Source organism: Mesorhizobium sp. M1334 (assembly GCF_040317995.1).
Taxonomy (GTDB): Bacteria; Pseudomonadota; Alphaproteobacteria; order Rhizobiales; family Rhizobiaceae; genus Mesorhizobium.
On record NZ_JAMYLM010000006.1, the window covers coordinates 169,737 to 190,897 of the forward strand.

Here is a 21,161-nt window from a genome sequence, read left to right on the forward strand (position 1 = left end):
ACGGTCTCCTGCAAAGCGCTTCAGGTCTTGTCCGGCATGTAACCCAAACCGCTACACCCTCAGGTCAAGCTCGATGGCGGGCTTTTTGGGCGGCATGCACCAGCAAGGTCTGGCTGCCGAAAAAACAAACGCGTGCTGCACGATTCCACGTCATTCTGCGTTTTTCGACTTTCCGAGCAGGAATCGCTGCTGATTCGCGGCTGCGGATCGATTTTTGCCTTGCCGCACGCTGTATTTCAGCGATTCAACTGGTCCTATTGCGCTTCGGGACGGATTAGACCACAGCCGGCGCCTTTTTGCATGTGAGTGTTGCAAAATAGATGCTTGTTTCTTGGGCATGAAGAGCACATATATAGATCATCTCCTGAGCGCGTTCTCCTCCCATTAGCGCTCTCGAGTGTTCCCCTCTGGAGGTTAGCCTTAACAGGCACTTCCAATCAAACTCAGCCGGGTCTTCATTGATCCGGCTTTTTTGTTGCCCGAAACCAACACTTCGCCGGAAAATCGGCCGGAACTGGCGCGTAACAGTGACATGTAACCTCGGGTAACATGCGTTGGCACGCCAAATCGGGTAAGCAGAGCATAGGACGCGGTGTGGCTCGTCCGGGGGATGGGGGCATCACTCGGACGACCCGGGCTCAGGCAGCTACCGCGTCCGAACCATCCTCCGCCGCCAGACACCGGCGGCAAGCATGCGGCGGACCTGCCGTTTCGCCTCCCACGAAGACGGTCCGCAACGAAACGGCGCCCGAATGATCCGGGCGCCGTTTCCTTGTGTGCATCCTTGTGCTCTGGCCGCCGCAAGCTGTTTCAGGCGGCCTTGCCGTTGGCGTTCAGCGCTTCGTCGGCCAACCGCCCGGTGAGTTCGGCCATGTGGTCGAAGACGGCCCGATAGCTGGCGACACCAGCCGTGGCCGAGCGCAGCTCGATGATGAGGTCGCCGATCTCGGCCTGCGGCATGGTCGCCTCAACCACGTCCCATCCCGGCCAGTCGGGCCGCGCGTCGTAGCCGAGGATCTGGCCGCGCCGCTGCGGGATCAGCGCGATGATCTTCGACGTCGCATCCGACGGCGTGACGATCTCGACCTTCATCACCGGTTCGAGCAGCACCGGCGAGCAGGCGGCCATGCCTTCCTTCATCGCCAGCTTCGCCGCCATCTGGAAGGCCATGTCGGAGGAATCCACCGCATGGTAGGAGCCGTCGGAAAGGTTGACGGCAACATCGACGACCGGAAAGCCGAGCGGGCCGGATTTCAGGTAATCGCGCACGCCGGTCTCGACCGACTGGATGTACGTCTTCGGCACGACACCGCCGGTGATCGTATCGGTGAACTGGAAACCGGACCCGCGCGGCAGCGGCTTGATCTCCAGCACGACGTCGCCGAACTGGCCGTGGCCGCCCGACTGTTTCTTGTGGCGGCCGCGCTGCTGCGTCGCTTTTCGGATAGTCTCCCGATACGGCACGGCCGGCACATGGCCTTCGACCGGGATCTGGTTCTTGCCTTCCAGCCGCTCGCGCACGACGCGCAGATGCATCTCGCCATGACCGGACAGTACGGTTTCGGCTGAATCCTGGTTGTGATGCAGACTGAGCGAGGGATCTTCCTCGGCCAGGCGCTGGATGGCCGCCGACATCTTGACCTCGTCCTTGCGCTCTTTCGGCCGCAGCGCGAAGGCGAAGACCGGTTGCGGCGGCGCCAGCGTAACCAGAGGCTTGATGCCGCCCTTGGTCGAGCTCAGCGTCTGGCCGGTCCTGACGGCGTCCAGCTTGCCGAGCGCCACCGTGTCGCCGGCCTTGGCCGGAGTCAGCTTGACCTGGTCCTTGCCGAGCATCTTGTAGATGCCGGAGACCTTTGCCGTCTCGCCGCTGGGAAGGAACAGCTCGGCGGCGTCGGCGACCTGACCGGACAGGATGCGCGAGACCGACAGCTTGCCGCCATGCGCGGTGTGGATGGTCTTCATCACCTGGACCACGGTGGCATTGCCGTCGGGAGCGCCGAGACGCTGGCGCGTCGCCGCGATATCGGGTGCGTCGTGACGGATCGCCTTCAACAGGCGCAGCACACCGTTGCCCTTCTCGGCGGTGCCGATCAGCACCGGCGTCACCGTGCCGTCGCGCAGATCCGCGGCGAGGTCATCGAAGATCGCGTCCTTTGGCGGTTCGATCTCGTCCAGCAATTGCTCCATCAGGCGGTCGTCATGGTCGGCGAGCGTCTCCAGCATGGAAAAGCGCGCCTCGAGCTCGCGCGCCTTGTCGTCGCTCGGGATCTGGGCGACCTCGCTCTCGGCATATTCGCGATAGATGTAGGCACGCTCCAGAGCGAGGTCGATCGAGCCGATGACGACGCCGTCTTTGCGCAGCGGGATCTGGCGCAGCAGCAATGGCACCGTGCTTGCCGGCTGCAGCATCTTCAGCGTGTCGCGCACGCCTGATATCGCCTTGTCGACCTTGTTCAGGAACAGCATACGCGGCACGCCGAGATCGTCGAGCTTGCGCATGATCAGCTGCAGGGCAGGGATCTTCTTCTCGTCAGCCTCGGCGACGACCACGGCGACGTCGCAGGCAGCCAGCACCGGCTCGGCTTCGAAGGAGAATTCGATGGAGCCGGGACAATCGACGAAGGTGAACGGCTCGCCCATGAAATCGGTTGTGGCGAAGGTCGCCTCGACGCTCATGCCGTGAGCGCGCGCTTCCGGCGAATGATCGGAAACGGTATTTCCGGACGAAACGGGATTCTGGCGGGGAATGGCGCCTGTACGGGCGAGTATGGCTTCGAGAAGTGTCGTCTTACCGCTTGCAAAGGGACCGACTATGGCAATGCATTTCGGTCCCGTGCGTCGTCCTCCGGCGCGAGCACCCATGGCTGACCTCCACTCAGGCGTTTCCCTGTGAGCGGCGGCCGGCCTGTCGGCCGTCGCGGGCGAGGCTTTTTTCAATTTGCCACCTACCCAAAGGGCATCGTCCCACGGGCAGGCCGGGAGGGCAAGGGATTTGAGGTTGAAGGGATTTGAAGTTGGGGCCGGTTCAGCCGGTGCCGGTTCGGCGCGACGCCAGTGGCGTTGCCTCAATGCGCTGCACTGACACCGTCTCGGCAAAGCGCGCGAGCAACGGATTGAACAGGTCCGCACGCTCCCAGAAAGGCGCATGCCCGGCACCGGGAATGATGTGGCAATGCTCCCACAGCGAGCCGTAGGCGAGCGTTTCAAAATAACCGAGCCGGACGAACGGATCGTTCTCGCCATTGACGATAGCGACCGGAAACGCGGCTTGCTCGACCACCTGTCTCTGGTCGGCGCCCTTGCCGGTGAGCATGCCGCGCGTCACCGCGGCGCGCAGCCGGCCGTCGGTACGCAGGATGGTTTTGCGAAAGGACGGGTCGGCGGTGTCTCCGAAGCAGAGCGTTTCGAAGCGCTCGGCATCGCGTTCGGAATACGTCTTTTTGGACGCCAGCAGCATGTCCCAATGCGCATGGAAGCCGCGCAGCATGCCGAAAGGACCCTTCGATACCGGCGGCGCGCCGGTCAGCATCAGCCCGCCGACGGCGCGGTGAAAACTCGCGAGCTCGATTGCCACGTGCCCGCCAAGAGACCAGCCGAAGACAACGGCGCGACCGATGCCCAAGGCATCGAGGAGCTGAGCCGCCGATTGGGCAAGGCCGGCGATGGTGTAGTCCGTCGCCGGATCGCGGGCGTCCGACGATTCGCCATGGCCGGGCAGGTCGAAAGCAATCAGCCGATGGGCGGCGGCCAACGGGCTGTCGAACTGGCGGGCGAATACGGTGCGCGAACTGCCCGAGCCGTGGATCAGGACAACCGGGATGCCGGGTCCCGACGACTGGCTGAGGCGCAAATCCGCTTGCGGCGTGCGGATCGTGCGGTGGGAAACGGCCATATCCGGTTGGACCTTCGAATTGTCTCGAGGTCAACATCGCATGCTGAGGTCACCATGTTGTTTAGAACGGTGGTTAAGAAATGATTTCTCGGTTTCTGCCGGCTATGATGGCCGAATCCACCACAGCTAACCCCCGGAGCCTGATGATGGAATCCACGCTCGACCTTCTCCTCTCGATCAGCAGCATCGCGACGCTCGGCCAATATGCCTGGTCGATGCGCGGGCATTTCCAGTCGCCGAGCATGTCTCAAGGCGCCATGATCATTTCGGCCGTCGTGGTCGGCACGGCGCTGTTCTTTCTGGCGCTGCTGTGGATCGAGCGGCAACCGGTTGCAGCGAAGATCGGCGGGTTTGCCGTCGAACTGGCAAGCTCGGCGCTGTTCTGGTGGGCGATCTCGGTTTCGCGCAAGGCGCGGCTGCGTTTCGCGTTTGATCCGGACAATCCCGACAGCCTGGTGACCGAAGGCCCTTATAGCCATGTCCGTCATCCGTTCTACACATCCTACATCATCTTCTGGATCGGATGGGGTATCGCGACCTGGTCGGTGTGGGCGGTCGTGCCGGTCGCCGGCATCGTTGCGATCTATGTGATCGCGGCCTTGGACGAAGAGCGAAAATTTTCACGTACAAGGTTGGCCGGTGCCTACCAGGCCTATAGCGGACGTGCCGGCCTGTTCTGGCCGCGTTTTGCCCGCAGCCGGCAGGAGATGCAGCCGGCATCGGACGAAAGTGGTAGTCTCTAAGACACTGGATTGGATCGAGGATTTGCGACGATGAAGATTATTGGCTGTGGCAGCGTGCCGACGATTGTTGCGCCGGAAAAATACTTCACTGGCCGGGTTTTGCAGACGCCGATCATCGAGAAGGAGGCACCGGCGCGGCTACGCGCCACACTGGTCAGTTTCGAGCCCGGCGCCCGGACCCACTGGCATACGCATCCGCTCGGCCAGACGCTCTACGTCACGTCCGGTGCCGGTCTCGCGCAAAGCTGGGGCGGGCCGATCCAGGAGATCAGGGCCGGCGACGTCGTCTCCTTTGCGCCCGGCGAAAAGCACTGGCACGGCGCCGCGCCGAAATCGGCGATGACGCACATCGCCATGCAGGAGGCGCTGGAGGGCGTGCATGCCGACTGGCTGGAGAAGGTCAGCGACGAGCAGTATGGCGGCTGAAACGTCTCAGACCAGCGCGGCGGTGAAGCGCTGGATGCGCGTGCAGGCTTCTTCGAGCAGAGCCTCCGACGTGGCGTAGGAGATGCGGAAGTTCGGGCCGAGGCCAAAGGCCGAGCCGAAAACAACCGCCACGCCCTCGGCCTCGAGCAGTTCCGAGCAAAAGGTTTCGTCACTGTCGATCACCTTGCCGCTCTTGGTCGTCTTGCCGATCAGCTGGGCACAGGAGGGATAGACGTAGAACGCACCCTCCGGCGATGGGCAGGTGATGCCGCGCGCCTGGTTGAGCATCGAGACGACGAGATCGCGCCGGCCCTGGAAGATCGCCTTGTTCCTCGGGATGAAATCCTGCGGCCCGTTCAGCGCTTCGACCGCCGCCCATTGGGCGATGGTGCAGGCGCCGGAGGTCTGCTGGCCCTGGATCATGTCCATCGCCTTGATCAGCGGCACCGGGCCTGCCGCATAGCCGATGCGCCAGCCGGTCATGGCATAGGCTTTCGACACGCCGTTCATGGTCAGCGTGCGCTCATAGAGCTTAGGCTCGACCTCGGCGATGGTCTTGAAGACGAAGTCGCCATAGGTCAGGTGCTCGTACATGTCGTCGGTCAGCACCCAGACGTGGGGATGCTTCAACAGTACGTCGGCCAGGCTCTTGAGCTCCGCTTCGGTATAGGCGGCGCCCGAGGGGTTTGACGGCGAGTTCATCAACAGCCATTTGGTGCGCGGCGTGATCGCCTTTTCCAGCACGGCCGCCGTCAGTTTGAAGCCGTTGTCGATCGAGGTGTCGGCAAAGGTCGAGGTGCCGCCGCAGATCGCCACCATTTCGGGATAACTCACCCAATATGGCCGCGGGATGATCACCTCGTCGCCGGGATTCAGCGTCGCCATGAAGGCGTTGAACAGGATCTGCTTGCCGCCGGTGCCGACGATGGTCTGCTCCGGTCGATAGTCGAGATTGTTCTCGCGCTTGAATTTTTTCGCGATCGCCTCGCGCAGCGGCACGATGCCGGAGACCGGCGGATATTTCGTCTCGCCGCGGCGGATGGCCTCGATCGCGGCGTTCTTGATGTTGTCGGGGGTGTCGAAGTCCGGCTCGCCGGCGCCCAGCCCGATCACGTCGCGGCCGGCGTTTTTCAGCTCGCGCGCCTTCTGCGTCACCGCGATGGTCGCGGAAGGCTTTACGCGGGAAAGGGCGTCGGCAAGAAAGGCCATGACAGATATCTCCAGGAGGACCGGCGCGGCGAAGGCGCCGCGGCGCCTCTCATGTCGCATCATCTGGTCAAGCGCAAGCCCAGCGCAGGCATTGTCGAATGAGCCAGCGCGCAATGCTGGCAACAATAAATTCATCAACGATCGGTAAAAGCTTGAACGGCAGGGACCGTAGCCGGTCCGCCAGTCTCGCATAGCGAGGAACCGTGACGCGCAGCATCGAGCTTGCCCATATCATCCGCCATGATGACGGCACCGCCAGCGGTGTCTGGGGGGTCTATACGCTGCAAAGCGCGTTCCAGCCGATCTTCGCCTTCAACAAGGGCAAGCTGTCCGTCGTCGCGTTCGAGGGGCTGATCCGGCCGTTCCGCGAAGGCGAGCCGCAGCCGCCAATGAGTTTCTTCAACAGCTGTCCGGCGGTCGATCGCCTGCATATCGAGGCGCTGACACGGACGCTGCACCTGCTGAACGCCGGCGCCTGCCTGCCGCGAGACGCCTCCATCTTCATCAACTTCGATCCATCGGTGTTCACCGATCGCGGCATCGCCGACAAGGCGCTGCGCGACATGCGGCTGGTGCTGCACGAGGCCGACATCGATCCGCGCCGCGTCGTCTGCGAGGTCACCGAGCAGAAATCGGCGTCGCAGGAAACGCTCTACAATTTCGTCGAGGCGCTCAGGGGTAATGGTTTGCGCATTGCGGTCGACGATTACGGCGCCGACGAATCCGACATCAATCGCATCAAGGAACTCAGGCCAGACATCGTCAAGTTCGACGCCGACTGGATCATGACGCTGATGGAGTCCGGTGCCGGCTTCGCCTTGCTGACCGCCATGGTGACAAGCTTCGAAGAGCAAGGCATCCGAACGGTATTCGAGGGCATCGAGACGGGCTGGCAGCTCGAGCTTGCCGAAAAGTCGGGCGCCTCGATGGTGCAGGGCTATGTGCTGGCGCGCCCCGAGCTTGCGCCGACCAGCTTCCACGTCTTCGACAAGAGCGGGCAGGCGGCCGCGGTGTCGACCGATGCTGAGAAGGTTTCTGCGGCCGTTTCGCCATCGCGGCGGCCGATGCGGGCCTTTGGCCGCAGGGTGACATCGTGACCGGGCGGGCCGACATGCGGCGCAAGATCGGCGAGGCGATCTTTGCCGACGAGGTCGGCATCGAATATGGCGTCTACGGCGCATTCCGGCTGAGGAGCGCCTACCAGCCGGTCTTCGCGCCGCGCGGCAGGTTTCTCGCCGCCGTCGCGGTCGAGGGACTGATCGAGCCGCATCGTGCAGGCAGGCCGGTGGCGCCGCAAATCTTCTTCGAAGGCGTGCCGGCAGCGGATCGGCTGTTTGTCGAAACCATGTGCCGGGTGCTGCATTTGCGCAACTTCCGCAACATCGGCGTCGACGGGCTCGACCTGTTCTTCAACTACAATCCGCTGATCAACGATGACCCCGCACGGGCGCTGGCCGAAATCAGGCTGATGACCAGGCATCTGGCGGATTTCGGCCTGCATCGCGGCATGCTGGTCTGCGAGATCACCGAGCAGGCTGCCGGCGACAAGGTGCTTGTCAGCCTGGCTCGCGAGATGCGGCGCGACGGCGTTCGCATCGCCATCGACGATTTTGGCACCGGGCATTCGACGGAAGAAAGGGTCGTCCTCGTGCAGCCCGACATCGTCAAGATCGACGGCACCTGGTTCGCCGAATTCTGCCGCCATGCCGCCGCCGAGCGGTTTTTCCGGCCATTGGTTTCGACGCTGCACGATCGCGGCGCCAAGGTGCTGGTCGAAGGCATCGAGAACGCCACGCATCTGCGCGTCGCGCTGGATGGCGGCGTCGACCTGCTGCAGGGCTTTTACCTTGCCCGGCCGGCGCTGGCCGGAACGCTCTTCGACGAGGAGCCGCTGTCGATCGACAGGCTGCTTGGCAGGGACAGCAACGTCATCCCCTTGTTCGGCTAGGATATGCCGATATTCAAGTGATGCCGGCCTGCGAACGGGGGGTCCTGCGCTTCCGGTGCTCACGTACCCAAAAAGTACGCTCCGGTTCTCGGAACCCGCCCTTCTCGGCTCGGCCTGACTTGAATCTCGACATATCCTGTAATGCATCAGCGGCGCTGATGGTTACGCCAAAACAAATCACTGGATGAAGCCGCCGCTGCCGCGATAGAGGCTGGATCAAGCCTTGAGACGGGTGGTTGCGAGCAAGGGGAGCATCGATGATACTCTATGGAATGATCGACAGCGGCAATTGCTACAAGCCGCGCCTGTTGATGGCCAAGCTCGGCATCCCTTTCACCAATGTCGAGGTCAGCTCGCATACCGGCGAGACGCGCAAGCCCGACTATGTCGCCAAGAACCCGAACGCCATGGTGCCGCTGCTCGAACTCGACGACGGCCGGCGGCTGGCCGAATCCAACGCCATCCTGCTCTACCTCGCCGAAGGCACGCGGTTTCTGCCGGCGGACAGATACGAACGCGCGCTGGCCTATCAGTGGCTGTTCTTCGAGCAATACAGCCACGAGCCTTACATCGCCGTGCGCAGGGCGCTGCTGACCTTCCCTGAAAGAGCCAAGGACGCGACGCCCGAGCGGCTGGCGCTGACGCTGGAGCGCGGCAACAAGGCGCTCGGCGTCATGGACAAGCACCTGGCCGGGAGCAGCTTCTTCGCCGGCAATGCGCTCAGCGTCGCCGACATTGCGCTCTATGCCTATACGCATACGGCCGAGACGGGTGGGTTTCAGCTCGACGCCTATCCGGCGGTGGCCGCCTGGCTGAAAAGGGTCGAGGCCGATCCGGGGCACGTGCCGCTGGAGTGGTTGCCTTAGTTCTGTCCTCACGCTTGTCGCCGCTTCGCGGCTCGCTCCGGGCGTTGGGCTTGTGGCCTTCGGCCAGTGGCGTGAATGCTCGCACGCCTTTGCTCAACGAGGGCAGTTTTGGTAGGCCTCCCAAAACGAGGGAGTGGCAAAATGATTCACAGAGGCCGGGTCCGGCCGGCGCGATGATCAGCCAATGCCTGCTCGGCAAGCTTGTCCAGTCTGCCGCCCTTGGCGTCGGCTTCGAACTGACGGTCCCACATGTCGGCCTGCAGCGCCTCGAACCATGCGGCAAACGCCTTGAGCTCTTCGGGACTTAGTTCGGCGACGGATTTCTCATCTGTTCAAGCTTGCTCATGGGTCGATGGTACAATGACCGGGGTAAAAACAACCACAAAGTGGTCCCGTAGGACCAGGGCGGCGGCGGTTCACTGGAATCCAGACAGCAAAAAGGCGGGACAAAATCCCGCCTTCCCATGCTTGGTAGCCTGATCGGGAGCGTTTTGGCCGGGCCGGCAGCAATCTGCTGCTTCGGCTTGTCGGGGTCTTTCGCTCCGGCGCGCTTCTCGCGCGACCGCCAGTACATCCGTGACTTGCCGCGCGCCCCGGGCTATCGCCCGGCGCACGCCATTCGCAAAATCAGGCTGCCTTGCTCAGAGATCCAGCGGACGACTTGCCAGTGCGGCGGTCCTGCTCGATCTCGAAGTTGATCTTCTGGCCTTCGACCAAGGTCGACAGTCCAGCACGCTCGACTGCGGAGATGTGGACGAAAACGTCCGCGCCGCCGCTGTCAGGCTGAATGAAGCCGAAACCCTTGGTGGAATTAAACCACTTGACCGTACCTGTTGCCATTTCGATAGTCCTTTACGTTTGCTTTAGTTTGACTGGACCGAAACCCAGCCGGTTTGTATCGAGATTTTGGAGATAGAACGTCAGCAAACGCGAATATCGCGAGGCCCGGATCGATCGGCCGAAATATCAATGGACCGGATATAGTATGCCTTCGCGCAAAAAACAAGACGGGGCGGAAAATGGCTCGGCGGCAATGCTGCCCAACGGCCGCCCCAATCGCGTGAGAGCGTCGTCGTTGCGCGCCTGACGCGGGAGGATCGCGCCGGCTTCGGGCGCGACCGGGTTTTGGGGGGAGGGATATGAAAATCGTTCTGCTTGCCGCTTGCCTGACGCTAGTGGCCGCCGAGGCGCAGGCGGTCTCGCGCTATGACCCTACCCGCATGAGCTGCGACAAGGTGCAGGCGACGATCGCGCGCGAGGGCGCGGTCATCCTGCGCTACAGATCGGCGCGCGTGCCAGGCCTGGCGCTCTACGACCGCTATGTGCGGAGCCAGCAATTCTGCGACATCGGCGAGGTCAGGGCGCGGGCCTCGGTGCCGAGCGCCGATACGAATTCCTGCACCGTCTACAAATGCAAGCGGGTGGAGATCGACCGGCGCTTCCGCCGGCGCCTGCTTCCGGATTAGGCTGGTCGAGATGGTGCGCGGGGGTGCCGGCCTCACCTGAATATCAGCACACCTAAAACCCGAACGACACCTGCGCGGGCGGCGGCGGACCGACGCGTACGCCTTCCATTGCCAGCATCTTTTCCTTGGTAGCCGAGCCGCCGGGGGCGGAAAAGCCGCCGATCTTGCCGCCGGCGGCAAGGATGCGGTGACAGGGAATGACCAGAGGCACCGGGTTGGCGCCGAGCGCCGCGCCCGTCTCACGCGCCAGCCCGGCATGGCCGGCGCGTTTGGCCAGTTCGCCATAGGTGGTGGTTTCGCCGAAGGCGAGTTTTCGCGCCGCGTCATAGATCGCCAGGCGGAACTCGTCGACGCCGCTGAGATCGACCGGCACGCCGGAGAAATCGATATCCTCGCCAGCGGCATAGGCCTTGATCGACGCGATCAGCTCGGCAACCCATTGCGGCTCGGGCTTCACGGCTTGTTCGACGTCGGAGGCATGGCGCAGCAGCCGGCGCTCGACCGCGTCGCGGTTGCGCTGCGGCAGGCATAGCCGGGTCAGCCCGGCTTCGCTCCAGGCGATACCCATGTAGCCGAGCACGGTTTCGAAGACCGCGTGGCCGGCGGTGGCATGAGAGGCGTCCATGGCGTGCTCCTTTCCGGAATCCTTCGAAGTACAAATCCAGAACAATATCGCATTTCCCGGCCCGGCTCGCCACCCGAAAACCACCGGCTACCGCGGATTGCCCGGGGAAAGATGCTGGTGTAAGGACTTCTTAACACCCGACGAACCGGACCCGAGCGCCGCTTGCCAGCAAAATTCCTCTTTCCCGTCCTAGCGGCGGTGTTGGCCGTGGCCGCTCTCAGTGGCTGCACCTCGACTTCGCCGGCGACCCCGGCGCCCGCCTTCACGGAAAACTCTGCCAATACCGATGCCGGCTTCACGCTGGCGCTGCCCGACACTGTTTCGGTGCTGCCGGAACCGTCCGGCCTCGCCCAGACAGCAGCACTGACGGTCGCGCCGGCGGCCGCCTTTGCCGGGCCGACACCGCTGGCGGCAACTGCTCCCGCCGTCATGACCACCAATGCCCAGCCAGCCATCGCAACGGCCGCTGTCGCCATGCCGGTCACCGAACAGACTGCAGCCATGCCCGGCGTCCAGCCGGTTTCCTACACGGTGCCGCAAAACCCGGCCGTTCTGGCCGCGATCGACCCGGCAGAGGGCCAGTCGAACGCCGGCGCCCGCAGCGAGATCGAGCGGCTGATCGAGAAATATTCCGCGCTTTACCAGGTGCCGGTCGATCTGGTGCGCCATGTTGTCAACCGTGAGAGCACTTTCAACCCGAAAGCCTATAATCACGGGCATTGGGGGCTGATGCAGATCAAGCACGCGACGGCGCGCGGCATGGGCTATGACGGGCCGGCGAGCGGCCTGTTCGACGCCGAGACCAACCTGAAATATGCAGTGAAATATCTGCGCGGCGCCTGGCTGGTCTCAGGCGGCAACCCCAAGCGCGCCGACCGGCTCTACCAGAGCGGCTATTATTACGACGCCAAGCGCAAGGGGATGCTGGGCGAAACCGGCCTCGGCAGCGACAGCGTGCGCCGCCGCATGCAGCCCGATGCCTGAGCCGCGCCCACCGGCGCCGAACGACATAAGACTGCGCAAGATCCTCGACGACACGCTTCTGGCGCCGCGCTGGCCGGAAGGTTTTTTCATGCGCGGCTTCGAAGCCGCCGATGCGCTCGCTTTGCATGCACTGTTGACCGCGGTGTTCCACGACGGCGCCGATGGGCCGTTCGACGAATGGTGGCCACGCATTTCGGGCGACGCGGAATTCGATCCCGCTTTGTGTTTCCTGGTCATCGACGGCAAGGGGCGGTTGGCGGGCGCGGCGCTCTGCTGGGCGACGGGGTTCGTCAAGGATCTTGCCGTTCATCCCGAGGCGCGCGGCAAGGGCATAGCCGAGGCGCTGATGCGCTACGCGTTTGCGGTGTTTCAGGCAAGGGGTGCGGCGCATGTTGATCTCAAGACCAATACCGTCGAGAACGCGGCCGCGGTCAGGCTCTATCAGCGGCTGGGGATGATCGAGGTGGATTGGGCGGGGTGAGGAGCGCCGTTCGTCCTTTTTGAAGGCGGCAGCCCGGGTTCTCGTCGCCACGGCGCCTGCGCAAAAATGTCGGAACCGTTTCGCGCGATGCGTCCTTGGGAGGCAAGGCGCGTTGCCACGAACGGCGTGCCGCCAAAAAGCACGGCAGATGGAGATGACGATGATCACCTTTCCCAACGAGTCCCAGGAATACCGCACCGCCCGCGAAAAGCTGCTGCGGAAGGAAATCGAGCTGCGCCGTGCCATGGAGGATGTCGCCGTCGCGCGGCGCGCGCTGCCGCCGGGCGGGCTGGTGCCACAGGACTATGTCTTCGACGGGCTGGGGCCGGACGGCAAGCCCGCCAGGATCAAGCTTTCGGAACTGTTTGCGCCGGGCAAGGACACGCTGATCGTCTATTCGATGATGTTTCCGCGCCACCCGCAGGAGACGCGCGACGTGGCGACGAGCGGCGGCACGGCGAAGCTGCCCAGACCGGACCAGCCTTGCCCGTCCTGCACGGCGCTGCTCGACCAGTTCGACGGCGCCATTGGCCACCTCGAGGCCGCCGGCTACAATTTCGCTGTCGTGGCCAAGACCGCGCTGGAAAACCTGTTGACGCTCGGCCGCGACCGCGGCTGGAAAAATATGCGGCTGGTCTCGTCGGCCGGCAACAGCTTCAAGCGCGACTATCACGCCGAGGCCGAGGATGGCGCGCAGCTCCCCGTGCTGTCGGTGTTCCACCGCGACGGCGACGGCATCCGCCACTTCTGGAGCTCCGAGCTCGGCTTCGCGCCGCCCGAACCCGGCCAGGACCCGCGCGCCATAGGCACCTGCGAGATCCTGTGGAACCTCATGGATTTTACCCCGGAGGGCAGGGCGCGGAGCTGGCAGGAGCAGCTGCAGTACAGAGAGGCTTGCTGCCACTAGCGTAGCTCGGCGCCGCCCTCATCGGCCTGCCGGCATCTTCTCCTCGTAGAGCGACGGGAGAAGGGGGCTGGCGGCAAACTCAGCTCCCTTTCTTCAACTCTGGAGATTGGCGAAATCCTTGGCGAAGGCAACCTTTCTCCCCGTCACCATACGGGGAGAAATGCCCGGCAGGGCAATGAGGGGCGGCGCAGACCTTATGTGATTTGACGCTGCGGCGCGCTGACCTACCCTCTAATGCCGGAACCGAGGAGACGAGCGATGCGGTCACCTTTCAACCGGAGCGTCACGCTGGCGGCGGCGGTGATCCTTGCCACCGCCACCGCAGCCTATGCCCATCACGGCTGGTCGTGGACCGAGGACGGGTTCTTTGAACTCCGGGGCAAGATCACAGCCATCTATATCGGCAATCCGCACGCCACGCTGGACGTCGATGCCGAGGGAGAGGCCTGGCGGGTGGAGATGGCGCCGCCGTCGCGCACGATCGCCGCCGGCTTCACCGAGGAGGTTGCCAAGGTCGGCGACGAGGTGACCGCGATCGGCCACCGCTCGCGCGAAGAGAGCGAAAAGCGCATGAAGGCAGTCCGCATCATCGTCGGCGGCAAGACCTATGATGTCTATCCCGACCGCGTGCCGCCGGCCTGAATGGACGGGTTTTTCGCCGGCATCGAGCAACTCGCCTTGGTGCGGGGACTGAAGGCCTCTTTTTTCGCCTACCCCATCGTCAATGCGCTGCACATCATGTCGATCGGCGCGCTGCTGACCAGCGTCTGGCTGATGGACCTCAGAATCCTGGGCGCCTTCCGCTCGCTGCCGCAGGCACCGTTCGTGGCGCTGCTGCGCCGCACCGCATTGGCCGCGTTCGCCGGTGCGCTTGTCACGGGGTCGCTGCTGTTTTCAGTGAGGGCGAGGGAGTATGCGGCGATGCCGATTTTCCTCACCAAGATGACGCTGATCCTGCTCGCCGGCGCCAACTTCCTCGCCTTTATGCGCCGCGCAAAAGGCGGTGACGAGCCGGCCGGCGGGGCCGTCACCATCCTGGCTGTGCTCTCGCTGGTGCTGTGGACGTCCGTGCTGTTCGCCGGACGGTTTATCGGTTTTCTCTGATTGAGGCGAGCGTCGTAGATTAGCGGATTTGCGATCGATCAGGCAGGTGGCGCATCAGCGAGGACCTGGTCGCCATCCGCCTGCCAGATGACGTGGGGGCTCTTTTCGAACGGATCGGAGATTTCTGATAATCTTCTGACCGTGGTGGTCGCCGTCGCGCTGGGCACCCTAGGGTCCATTTTTGGTGGGGGGCAAAATCTCAATTGCCAATGGGTTCTGTATTTCGATCCGTTGGGTCTGTAGATCTTTCTTGTCAGCTTTCGCAAATAGTAGTGCGATCAGGATAAAGATCAAAATAATAAACCCACCATAGTAGAATATCTGAAGGCGCTTTGTCGAGTTAACCTTAAATCCAAACAATGTAACCTTCTGGCTGACCTCTGAGACCGTTGAACCAAGCTTTATGTAAGGCATTTGATCTCCATAAAGTCGCTCTATTAGAGCGGCGTGATCTACGGCTCCTTTCAAAAGTACATGATACCAATATCGATCCATGAAATAGAATCCGGCCCAGGCGCAAATAGCTGCAGCCACCAGCACTGTCCCGGCAGGAAAATCGATTCCCCATATCTGGCTAGTTAGGCCAAGTTGATAAGTAAAACTCATTGAGGCGATAAGCGCGCCCACAACCGTAATAGCAAAATTTCGAACCCTCATTTCGAGGTCATTAAAATGCTGCTGGACGTCTACAGTCTTTTTCCACGCATCTAACGCCAAGCTAAGTTTGTCATTGTCAGATACCTCGGCCGTTGGTTCAGAGACTTCAAAGGGCACGAAATCACAATACGAAAAAACCTCAGAGAAACTTTCATTCAAAACTGCGGTTGGTTTGAAATCTGCACCCTGTTGCGCAATCGAGCGCTCTCTCTCGACATCTTCCTGAGTCCAGTGCGAGACTTTCCTCAAAAGATCGTATTCAGGCAGTCTCTGGCTTTCTCCGTATTTTGCATGGATATCAAATATTATCGCGTCTCTAGCCATCGCAACGTCTTTGTAGATACTGTCGCCGACGTAAGCGCATCTTTCTGGCCGTGAGCCAACGGATCGAATGATATCGAGCAAAACACGTGGGTTTGGCTTCAACTCACCGATGGGCGTGTGTCTCGCCTCAGTTACCTGCAATTCATAGAAATCGTCTGGCAGGCTACGAAGTTTCTCGATTGAAACTCCCGCGGGAATATCGTGATCTTCAGGGCTAAACAGCACATCGATTACACCGTCCAATCCAACCCTCTTAAGTCTGTAAGCCGAATAGAAAGCCATAGATTCAGTATATGCGATTATCTTTGTTCCACTATTTTTTATTTCCCAAAGGCTCCTAAATACACCTGGATACAATGCCAGCTTCTTATCTCTGGCTTGATGGGAGGCGCGCGTTGAATTTTCAAAAATCTCTCGAATGTCACCGTCTTCTCTTTTATTCTCTAAGACAGAGACTTCTTCTATAAGGAACGTATATTCTGAAGTTCGTCTTTTCTGATGTATCTCTCTAATTGACTTTTGAACTTCATCGACGCTCTTGCCGCTTACCTTAATTATCTCTTCGTATATAGGATTAAACGACGCGTGCCAGATGGCGAACCAGTCATAGATGGTATTATCCAAATCGATAATAAGAGTATCGACTGTCTTCCTTTTCAAAGCAGACCTCCCACCGAAATTGATTCGCCTACGCAAAATACTCCTGCAGCGGCCGCACTTCCAAACTCCCCGCCCGCAGCGCCGCAATTGCTTCCGCCACCGCGGCCGCACCCGACAGCGTCGTGTAATACGGCACTTTCTGCATCAGCGTCGCTCTGCGCAGCGACTTCGAGTCCGATACCGCCTTCTGGCCGTCCGTGGTGTTGAAGACGATCTGCACCTGGCGGTTGCGGATGGCGTCCTCGATATGCGGGCGGCCTTCCAGCACCTTGTTTATCTTCTCCGCGGCGACGCCGTTCTCGGCGAGGAAGCGGGCGGTGCCTGACGTGGCCAGCACTTTAAAGCCCTGGCCGGCGAGGCGCTTTACCGCCGGCAAGATGCCCTTCTTGTCCTCGTCGCGCACCGAGACGAACAGCGTGCCCGCGCGGGGGAGGTCGACACCCGCGCCCAGCTGGCTCTTGGCGAAGGCCAGGGCAAAATCGCGGTCGAGGCCCATGACCTCGCCGGTTGAGCGCATTTCCGGACCGAGCAATATGTCGACGCCGGGGAAGCGGGCGAAGGGGAAGACGGCTTCCTTGACGGCGATGTGACCGGGATTCCTGGGGTCGGGCATGGCGCCGTAATGGGCGAAGGCGTCTTCCAGGCTTTCGCCGGCCATGATGCGGGCAGCAATCTTTGCGATAGGCCGCCCGATGGTCTTGGCTACGAAGGGCACGGTGCGCGACGCGCGCGGGTTGACCTCGAGCACATAGACGGTGCCGTCCTTGATCGCGTACTGCACGTTCATCAGGCCGCCGACATTGAGCGCGCGGGCAAGTGCTGCCGTTTGGCGCTCCAGCTCGTCGACAAGCTCCGAGGGCAGCGAGTGCACCGGCAGCGAGCAGGCACTGTCGCCGGAATGGATGCCGGCCTCCTCGATGTGCTCCAATATGCCGGAGACGTAGGTCGACTTGCCGTCGCAGAGGCAGTCGACGTCGACCTCGATGGCGCCCGACAGATAGGTATCGAACAGAAGCGGGTTCTTGCCGAGCAGCGTGTTGATCTGGCCGGTCTTGTCGTTGGGGTATTTCTGCTTGATGTCCTCCGGCACCAGGCCGGGCACGGTGTCGAGCAGGTAGGATTGCAGCATGCTCTCATCGTGGATGATCTGCATGGCGCGGCCACCCAGCACATAGGACGGGCGCACCACCAGCGGGAAGCCGAGCTCGCCGGCGACGAGGCGGGCCTGCTCGACCGAATAGGCGATGCCGTTCTTCGGCTGGCTGAGGCCGAGCTTGTGCAAGAGCTTCTGGAAGCGGTCGCGGTCCTCGGCCAGATCGATCATGTCGGGCGAAGTGCCGAGGATCGGGATGCCGGCCTTCTCCAGCGCATCGGCGAGCTTCAGCGGCGTCTGGCCGCCGAACTGGACGATGACGCCGACCAGCTCGCCCGAGGCCTGTTCGGTGCGCAGGATCTCCAGCACATCCTCCGGCGTCAGCGGCTCGAAATAGAGCCGGTCGGAGGTGTCGTAGTCGGTCGAGACGGTCTCCGGGTTGCAGTTGATCATGATCGCCTCGAAGCCGGCGTCGCGCAGCGCAAACGCCGCATGGCAGCAGCAATAGTCGAACTCGATGCCCTGGCCGATGCGGTTGGGGCCGCCGCCGAGAATGACGACCTTTTTGCGCGACGAGACCTGCGCCTCGTTGGCGAGCACGCCGGCGAACGGCACCTCATAGGTCGAATACATGTAGGCGGTGGGCGAGGCGAACTCGGCGGCACAGGTGTCGATCCGCTTGTAGACCGGATGAACGTCGAGCTTGTCGCGAATCTTCTGGATTTCTTCGACGTCTTTCCTGACCAGGGAGGCGAGGCGGGCATCGGAGAAACCCATCGCCTTCAGCATGCGCAGATTGGCGGCGTCATCAGGAATGCCGTGCTCGCGGATGCGGTCCTCCATGGCGAGGATGCCGGCGATCTGTTCGAGGAACCACGGGTCGATCTTGCACATTGCGTGCACGTCTTCCAGCGAGGTGCCCATGCGGATTGCCTGCGCCACCATGCGCAGCCGGTCCGGTGTCGGCGTGCCCAAGGCGGCGCGAATGGCGTTGCGGTCGTCGACATGGCTGGCGGGCGCGCTGCCGTGGCCGATGCCCGGAATCTCGATCTCGTCCAGACCCGTCAGTCCGGTTTCCAGCCCGCGCAGCGCCTTCTGCAGCGATTCCTGGAAGCTGCGGCCGATGGCCATGACCTCGCCAACCGACTTCATCGAGGTGGTCAGCACCGGCTCGGCGCCGGGGAATTTCTCGAAAGCAAAGCGCGGGATCTTGGTGACGACATAATCGATGCTCGGCTCGAACGACGCCGGCGTCGCCCCGCCGGTGATGTCGTTCTCGAGCTCGTCCAGCGTGTAGCCGACGGCGAGCTTGGCGGCGATCTTGGCGATCGGAAAACCGGTCGCCTTGGAGGCCAGCGCAGACGAACGCGAGACGCGCGGGTTCATCTCAATGACCACCAGACGGCCATCGGCCGGGTTGACGGCGAACTGCACATTGGAACCGCCGGTCTCGACGCCGATTTCGCGCAGCACCGCGATCGAGGCGTTGCGCATCATCTGGTATTCTTTGTCGGTCAAGGTCAGGGCAGGGGCGACGGTGATCGAATCGCCGGTGTGCACACCCATCGGGTCGATGTTCTCGATCGAGCAGACGATGATGCAATTGTCCGCCCTGTCGCGGACGACCTCCATCTCATATTCCTTCCAGCCGAGCACGCTCTCCTCGATCAGCACTTCGGTGGTCGGCGAGGCATCGAGACCGGACTGGACGATCTCGAAGAATTCAGCCCGGTTGTAGGCAATGCCGCCGCCGGTGCCGCCCATGGTGAAGGACGGGCGGATGATGGCGGGCAGGCCGACATGGTCGAGCGCTTGTGCTGCAATCGCCATGGCATGGCTGATGTAGCGCTGCTTGCGGTCGCCCTCGCCTAGGTTCCAGCGGGTTTCCAACGCATCGAGCGCGGCGTCGAGGTTCTCGGGCTTCTCGGCTTTCAGCGCGGCGCGTTCGGCCTCGTGCGTCTTGCGGTCGGCATTCTTGACGTCGGTGGCGTTGGCCAGCATCGACTTCGGCGTTTCCAGGCCGATCTTGCTCATCGCCTCGCGAAACAGTGCACGGTCCTCGGCCTTGTCGATTGCCGTGGCGTCCGCGCCGATCATCTCGACATTGTAACGGTCGAGCACGCCCATGCGGCGCAGCGACAAAGCGGTGTTGAGGGCGGTCTGGCCGCCCATGGTCGGCAGCAGCGCGTCGGGCCGCTCCTTGGCAATGATCTTGGCAACCACTTCCGGCGTGATCGGCTCGATATAGGTGGCATCGGCCAGCTCCGGGTCGGTCATGATGGTGGCCGGGTTGGAATTGACCAGGATGACGCGAAAACCCTCTTCCTTCAGCGCCTTGCAGGCCTGGGTGCCGGAATAGTCGAACTCGCAGGCCTGGCCGATGACGATGGGGCCGGCCCCGATGATCAGGATCGACTTGATGTCGGTGCGTCTTGGCATATCGAAGGTCCGTTCGGCAGGCGGCTTGCACGAAAAACCGGACGGGAAGACCCGGCCGGTTGTGCTCGCGATTCTGGTATCAGGCTAGGAGGGCCTTATAGGGAAGAGTTTTGCCGGATGTAACCCCGAAAATGAGGCAGTAGGGCAGAGGTTCGAGCGGCCTTTAAACATCCTTTAAACATATTGCCCTACTGCCCTACTGCCTTATTCCCCTTACCACTATCCCCCAGCGCGAACTGATCCGTAATCTCGAAGCGCTCGGCAACGCCGACGCGGATCATGTTGAGGCTGCCTTCGCGCGTGAAGCGGAATTCGCCCGGCCCATTCGAACCGGCCGGCTTGCCGGCCTGGAAGCTGATGATGCGCGTGCCGCCATCGGGCCAGGTCACGGTCACGTCGGTTTTGTCGCCGGTGCGCGCGACGCCTGCCTTGCAGCTGGTCATCGGCTGGCCGAGATAGCGCGCGCAAGGAATGACGTTGCCGGCACCCGGGAATGGTGTCCCCGGCGGCTGCAGCCGTGCAACGGTCTGTGCGTCGGCCGGAGGCGCCGCGTTGGTCGCGCCGAAATTCTGGACGGGATCTACTGCCGCGGGCGCCGATCCATCAACCTGTCCAGTCGAGGGATTGCCAGCGGCCAGGGCCAGGCGGTAAGCGTCCTCGATAGCCACCCTGCCGATTGCGTCAGCGGTGTTCAGCGACGTTTCGGGAGCAGTTGCGCCAAGGCGCGTTGTCAGATCGGGCAGCGGTTGAGAGGCAGGGCTCTCCGTATCGGCCGCTGCCTGGGGTGTCAGTTGCCGGGGATTGATAGGGTCGAGGTAGCGTGCGGGTGCCCATCCGCTCAGCTTCGGGTCGTCAATGTCTTCGACCTTGCACCACTTGTAGCCGCTGACCTCGCCGCAGCCGAGATTTTTCACGCTCGAACCACTCGGCAGCCGTGCCTCGATCTTGCCCATGGCCGATGCCGTGGCGCGCACGTTCAGGAGGTCATCGGGAGCGAGACCCGTCACAATCGAGATGATGAGCTCCGGCTCCTGGCCGTTGGCCGGCAGCTCCGCCAGCATCAGCGGAGCGGCAACCATCGCAAGCAGCGTCGTCGGGAGTGTTACTGTGCGCCTAATCATCTGCCATGGGCGGTAGGTTCAATTGCCGAAGGCGCGGCCAGGCACGAAAGCGCCATCGCACGCCAGCCGGTTTTTATAGGCGACGAGACGGCGCTGTGTAAGCCCGAAAAGGGGCCGCGCGATGAATCGGACCAGGCCACTTCCGTGAACTAACAGCCGGCAAAATATTGCACGTTTCATGTAAATATGCACTCTCTCAAGTAAGGTTGAGGAGGG

Annotated in this window: 19 protein-coding genes; 11 read left to right on the top strand and 8 right to left on the bottom strand. The window is 62.4% G+C overall.

Annotated elements, in window-relative coordinates:
• Positions 1-810 precede the first annotated feature (810 nt).
• Both NKH17_RS14315 and NKH17_RS14320 read right to left on the bottom strand, forming a co-directional pair.
• Positions 811-2,862, bottom strand: coding sequence for an elongation factor G (locus tag NKH17_RS14315; RefSeq protein WP_352896261.1), 2,052 nt, complete (start codon positions 2,860-2,862; stop codon positions 811-813).
• Between the two features lie 163 nt (positions 2,863-3,025).
• On the bottom strand, positions 3,026-3,892 hold the full coding sequence (locus NKH17_RS14320; protein WP_352896264.1) for an alpha/beta fold hydrolase: 867 nt from the start codon (positions 3,890-3,892) through the stop codon (positions 3,026-3,028).
• 143 nt (positions 3,893-4,035) lie between these two features.
• Between NKH17_RS14320 and NKH17_RS14325 the strand changes: the two genes are divergently transcribed.
• Together NKH17_RS14325 and NKH17_RS14330 are read left to right on the top strand one after the other, a co-directional pair.
• Positions 4,036-4,635: a methyltransferase family protein gene (locus NKH17_RS14325; RefSeq protein WP_352506733.1), complete on the top strand. Its 600-nt coding sequence runs from the start codon at positions 4,036-4,038 to the stop codon at positions 4,633-4,635.
• Positions 4,636-4,665: 30 nt separating this feature from the next.
• Positions 4,666-5,061, top strand: coding sequence for a (R)-mandelonitrile lyase (locus NKH17_RS14330; RefSeq protein ID WP_352506734.1), 396 nt, complete (start codon positions 4,666-4,668; stop codon positions 5,059-5,061).
• A 6-nt stretch (positions 5,062-5,067) separates the two neighbouring features.
• Here the strand turns inward: NKH17_RS14330 and NKH17_RS14335 are convergent, their stop codons facing one another.
• A complete protein-coding gene (locus tag NKH17_RS14335; protein ID WP_352896269.1) occupies positions 5,068-6,270 on the bottom strand; it encodes a pyridoxal phosphate-dependent aminotransferase in 1,203 nt (400 codons plus the stop codon).
• 203 nt (positions 6,271-6,473) lie between these two features.
• Between NKH17_RS14335 and NKH17_RS14340 the strand changes: the two genes are divergently transcribed.
• From NKH17_RS14340 to NKH17_RS14350, 3 genes are all read left to right on the top strand, one after another.
• Complete coding sequence (locus NKH17_RS14340; protein ID WP_352896271.1) at positions 6,474-7,367, top strand: EAL domain-containing protein; 894 nt, start codon at positions 6,474-6,476, stop codon at positions 7,365-7,367.
• The gene (locus NKH17_RS14345) at positions 7,364-8,218 is read left to right on the top strand and encodes an EAL domain-containing protein (protein WP_352896273.1); all 855 of its coding nucleotides are present in this window, start codon (positions 7,364-7,366) and stop codon (positions 8,216-8,218) included. The genes NKH17_RS14340 and NKH17_RS14345 overlap by 4 nt, the downstream gene beginning before the upstream one ends.
• A 257-nt stretch (positions 8,219-8,475) precedes the next feature.
• Complete coding sequence (locus tag NKH17_RS14350; protein ID WP_352896275.1) at positions 8,476-9,084, top strand: glutathione S-transferase family protein; 609 nt, start codon at positions 8,476-8,478, stop codon at positions 9,082-9,084.
• A 627-nt stretch (positions 9,085-9,711) separates the two neighbouring features.
• Here NKH17_RS14350 and NKH17_RS14360 read toward each other — a convergent pair.
• Positions 9,712-9,924 (bottom strand): cold-shock protein, encoded by a 213-nt coding sequence (locus NKH17_RS14360; protein WP_023678332.1) that lies wholly within the window; start codon positions 9,922-9,924, stop codon positions 9,712-9,714.
• A gap of 299 nt (positions 9,925-10,223) precedes the next feature.
• Between NKH17_RS14360 and NKH17_RS14365 the strand changes: the two genes are divergently transcribed.
• Positions 10,224-10,550 carry a hypothetical protein gene (locus tag NKH17_RS14365; protein ID WP_352646484.1) on the top strand — a complete coding sequence of 109 codons (327 nt, stop codon included), beginning with the start codon at positions 10,224-10,226 and terminating at the stop codon, positions 10,548-10,550.
• A 52-nt stretch (positions 10,551-10,602) separates the two neighbouring features.
• Here NKH17_RS14365 and NKH17_RS14370 read toward each other — a convergent pair whose 3' ends face one another.
• Complete coding sequence (locus NKH17_RS14370) at positions 10,603-11,175, bottom strand: methylated-DNA--[protein]-cysteine S-methyltransferase (RefSeq protein ID WP_254820326.1); 573 nt, start codon at positions 11,173-11,175, stop codon at positions 10,603-10,605.
• A 207-nt stretch (positions 11,176-11,382) separates the two neighbouring features.
• On the opposite strand from NKH17_RS14370, the gene NKH17_RS14375 reads away from it, so the two are divergent.
• From NKH17_RS14375 to NKH17_RS14395, 5 genes are all read left to right on the top strand, one after another.
• Positions 11,383-12,159, top strand: a complete 777-nt coding sequence (locus NKH17_RS14375; protein WP_352805669.1) for a transglycosylase SLT domain-containing protein — start codon at positions 11,383-11,385, stop codon at positions 12,157-12,159.
• Positions 12,152-12,640 (top strand): GNAT family N-acetyltransferase, encoded by a 489-nt coding sequence (locus NKH17_RS14380; protein ID WP_352896281.1) that lies wholly within the window; start codon positions 12,152-12,154, stop codon positions 12,638-12,640. The genes NKH17_RS14375 and NKH17_RS14380 overlap by 8 nt, the downstream gene beginning before the upstream one ends.
• Positions 12,641-12,800: 160 nt before the next feature.
• Entirely contained in the window at positions 12,801-13,547 is a 747-nt protein-coding gene (locus NKH17_RS14385; RefSeq protein WP_352896284.1) for a DUF899 family protein, read from the top strand.
• 258 nt (positions 13,548-13,805) lie between these two features.
• Positions 13,806-14,189 (top strand): DUF6152 family protein, encoded by a 384-nt coding sequence (locus NKH17_RS14390; protein WP_352896287.1) that lies wholly within the window; start codon positions 13,806-13,808, stop codon positions 14,187-14,189.
• Positions 14,190-14,651, top strand: coding sequence for a DUF6644 family protein (locus NKH17_RS14395; RefSeq protein WP_352896290.1), 462 nt, complete (start codon positions 14,190-14,192; stop codon positions 14,649-14,651).
• Positions 14,652-14,819: 168 nt separating this feature from the next.
• Here NKH17_RS14395 and NKH17_RS14400 read toward each other — a convergent pair whose 3' ends face one another.
• The 3 genes from NKH17_RS14400 to NKH17_RS14410 all read right to left on the bottom strand — a co-directional run bounded on the left by NKH17_RS14400 (position 14,820) and on the right by NKH17_RS14410 (position 20,945).
• Positions 14,820-16,292: an HAD family hydrolase gene (locus NKH17_RS14400; RefSeq protein WP_352896293.1), complete on the bottom strand. Its 1,473-nt coding sequence runs from the start codon at positions 16,290-16,292 to the stop codon at positions 14,820-14,822.
• Positions 16,293-16,320: 28 nt separating this feature from the next.
• Positions 16,321-19,824 carry a carbamoyl-phosphate synthase large subunit gene (carB, locus tag NKH17_RS14405; RefSeq protein WP_352896296.1) on the bottom strand — a complete coding sequence of 1,168 codons (3,504 nt, stop codon included), beginning with the start codon at positions 19,822-19,824 and terminating at the stop codon, positions 16,321-16,323.
• 188 nt (positions 19,825-20,012) lie between these two features.
• Positions 20,013-20,945 (bottom strand): SH3 domain-containing protein, encoded by a 933-nt coding sequence (locus NKH17_RS14410; protein WP_352971193.1) that lies wholly within the window; start codon positions 20,943-20,945, stop codon positions 20,013-20,015.
• Positions 20,946-21,161: the final 216 nt, after the last annotated feature.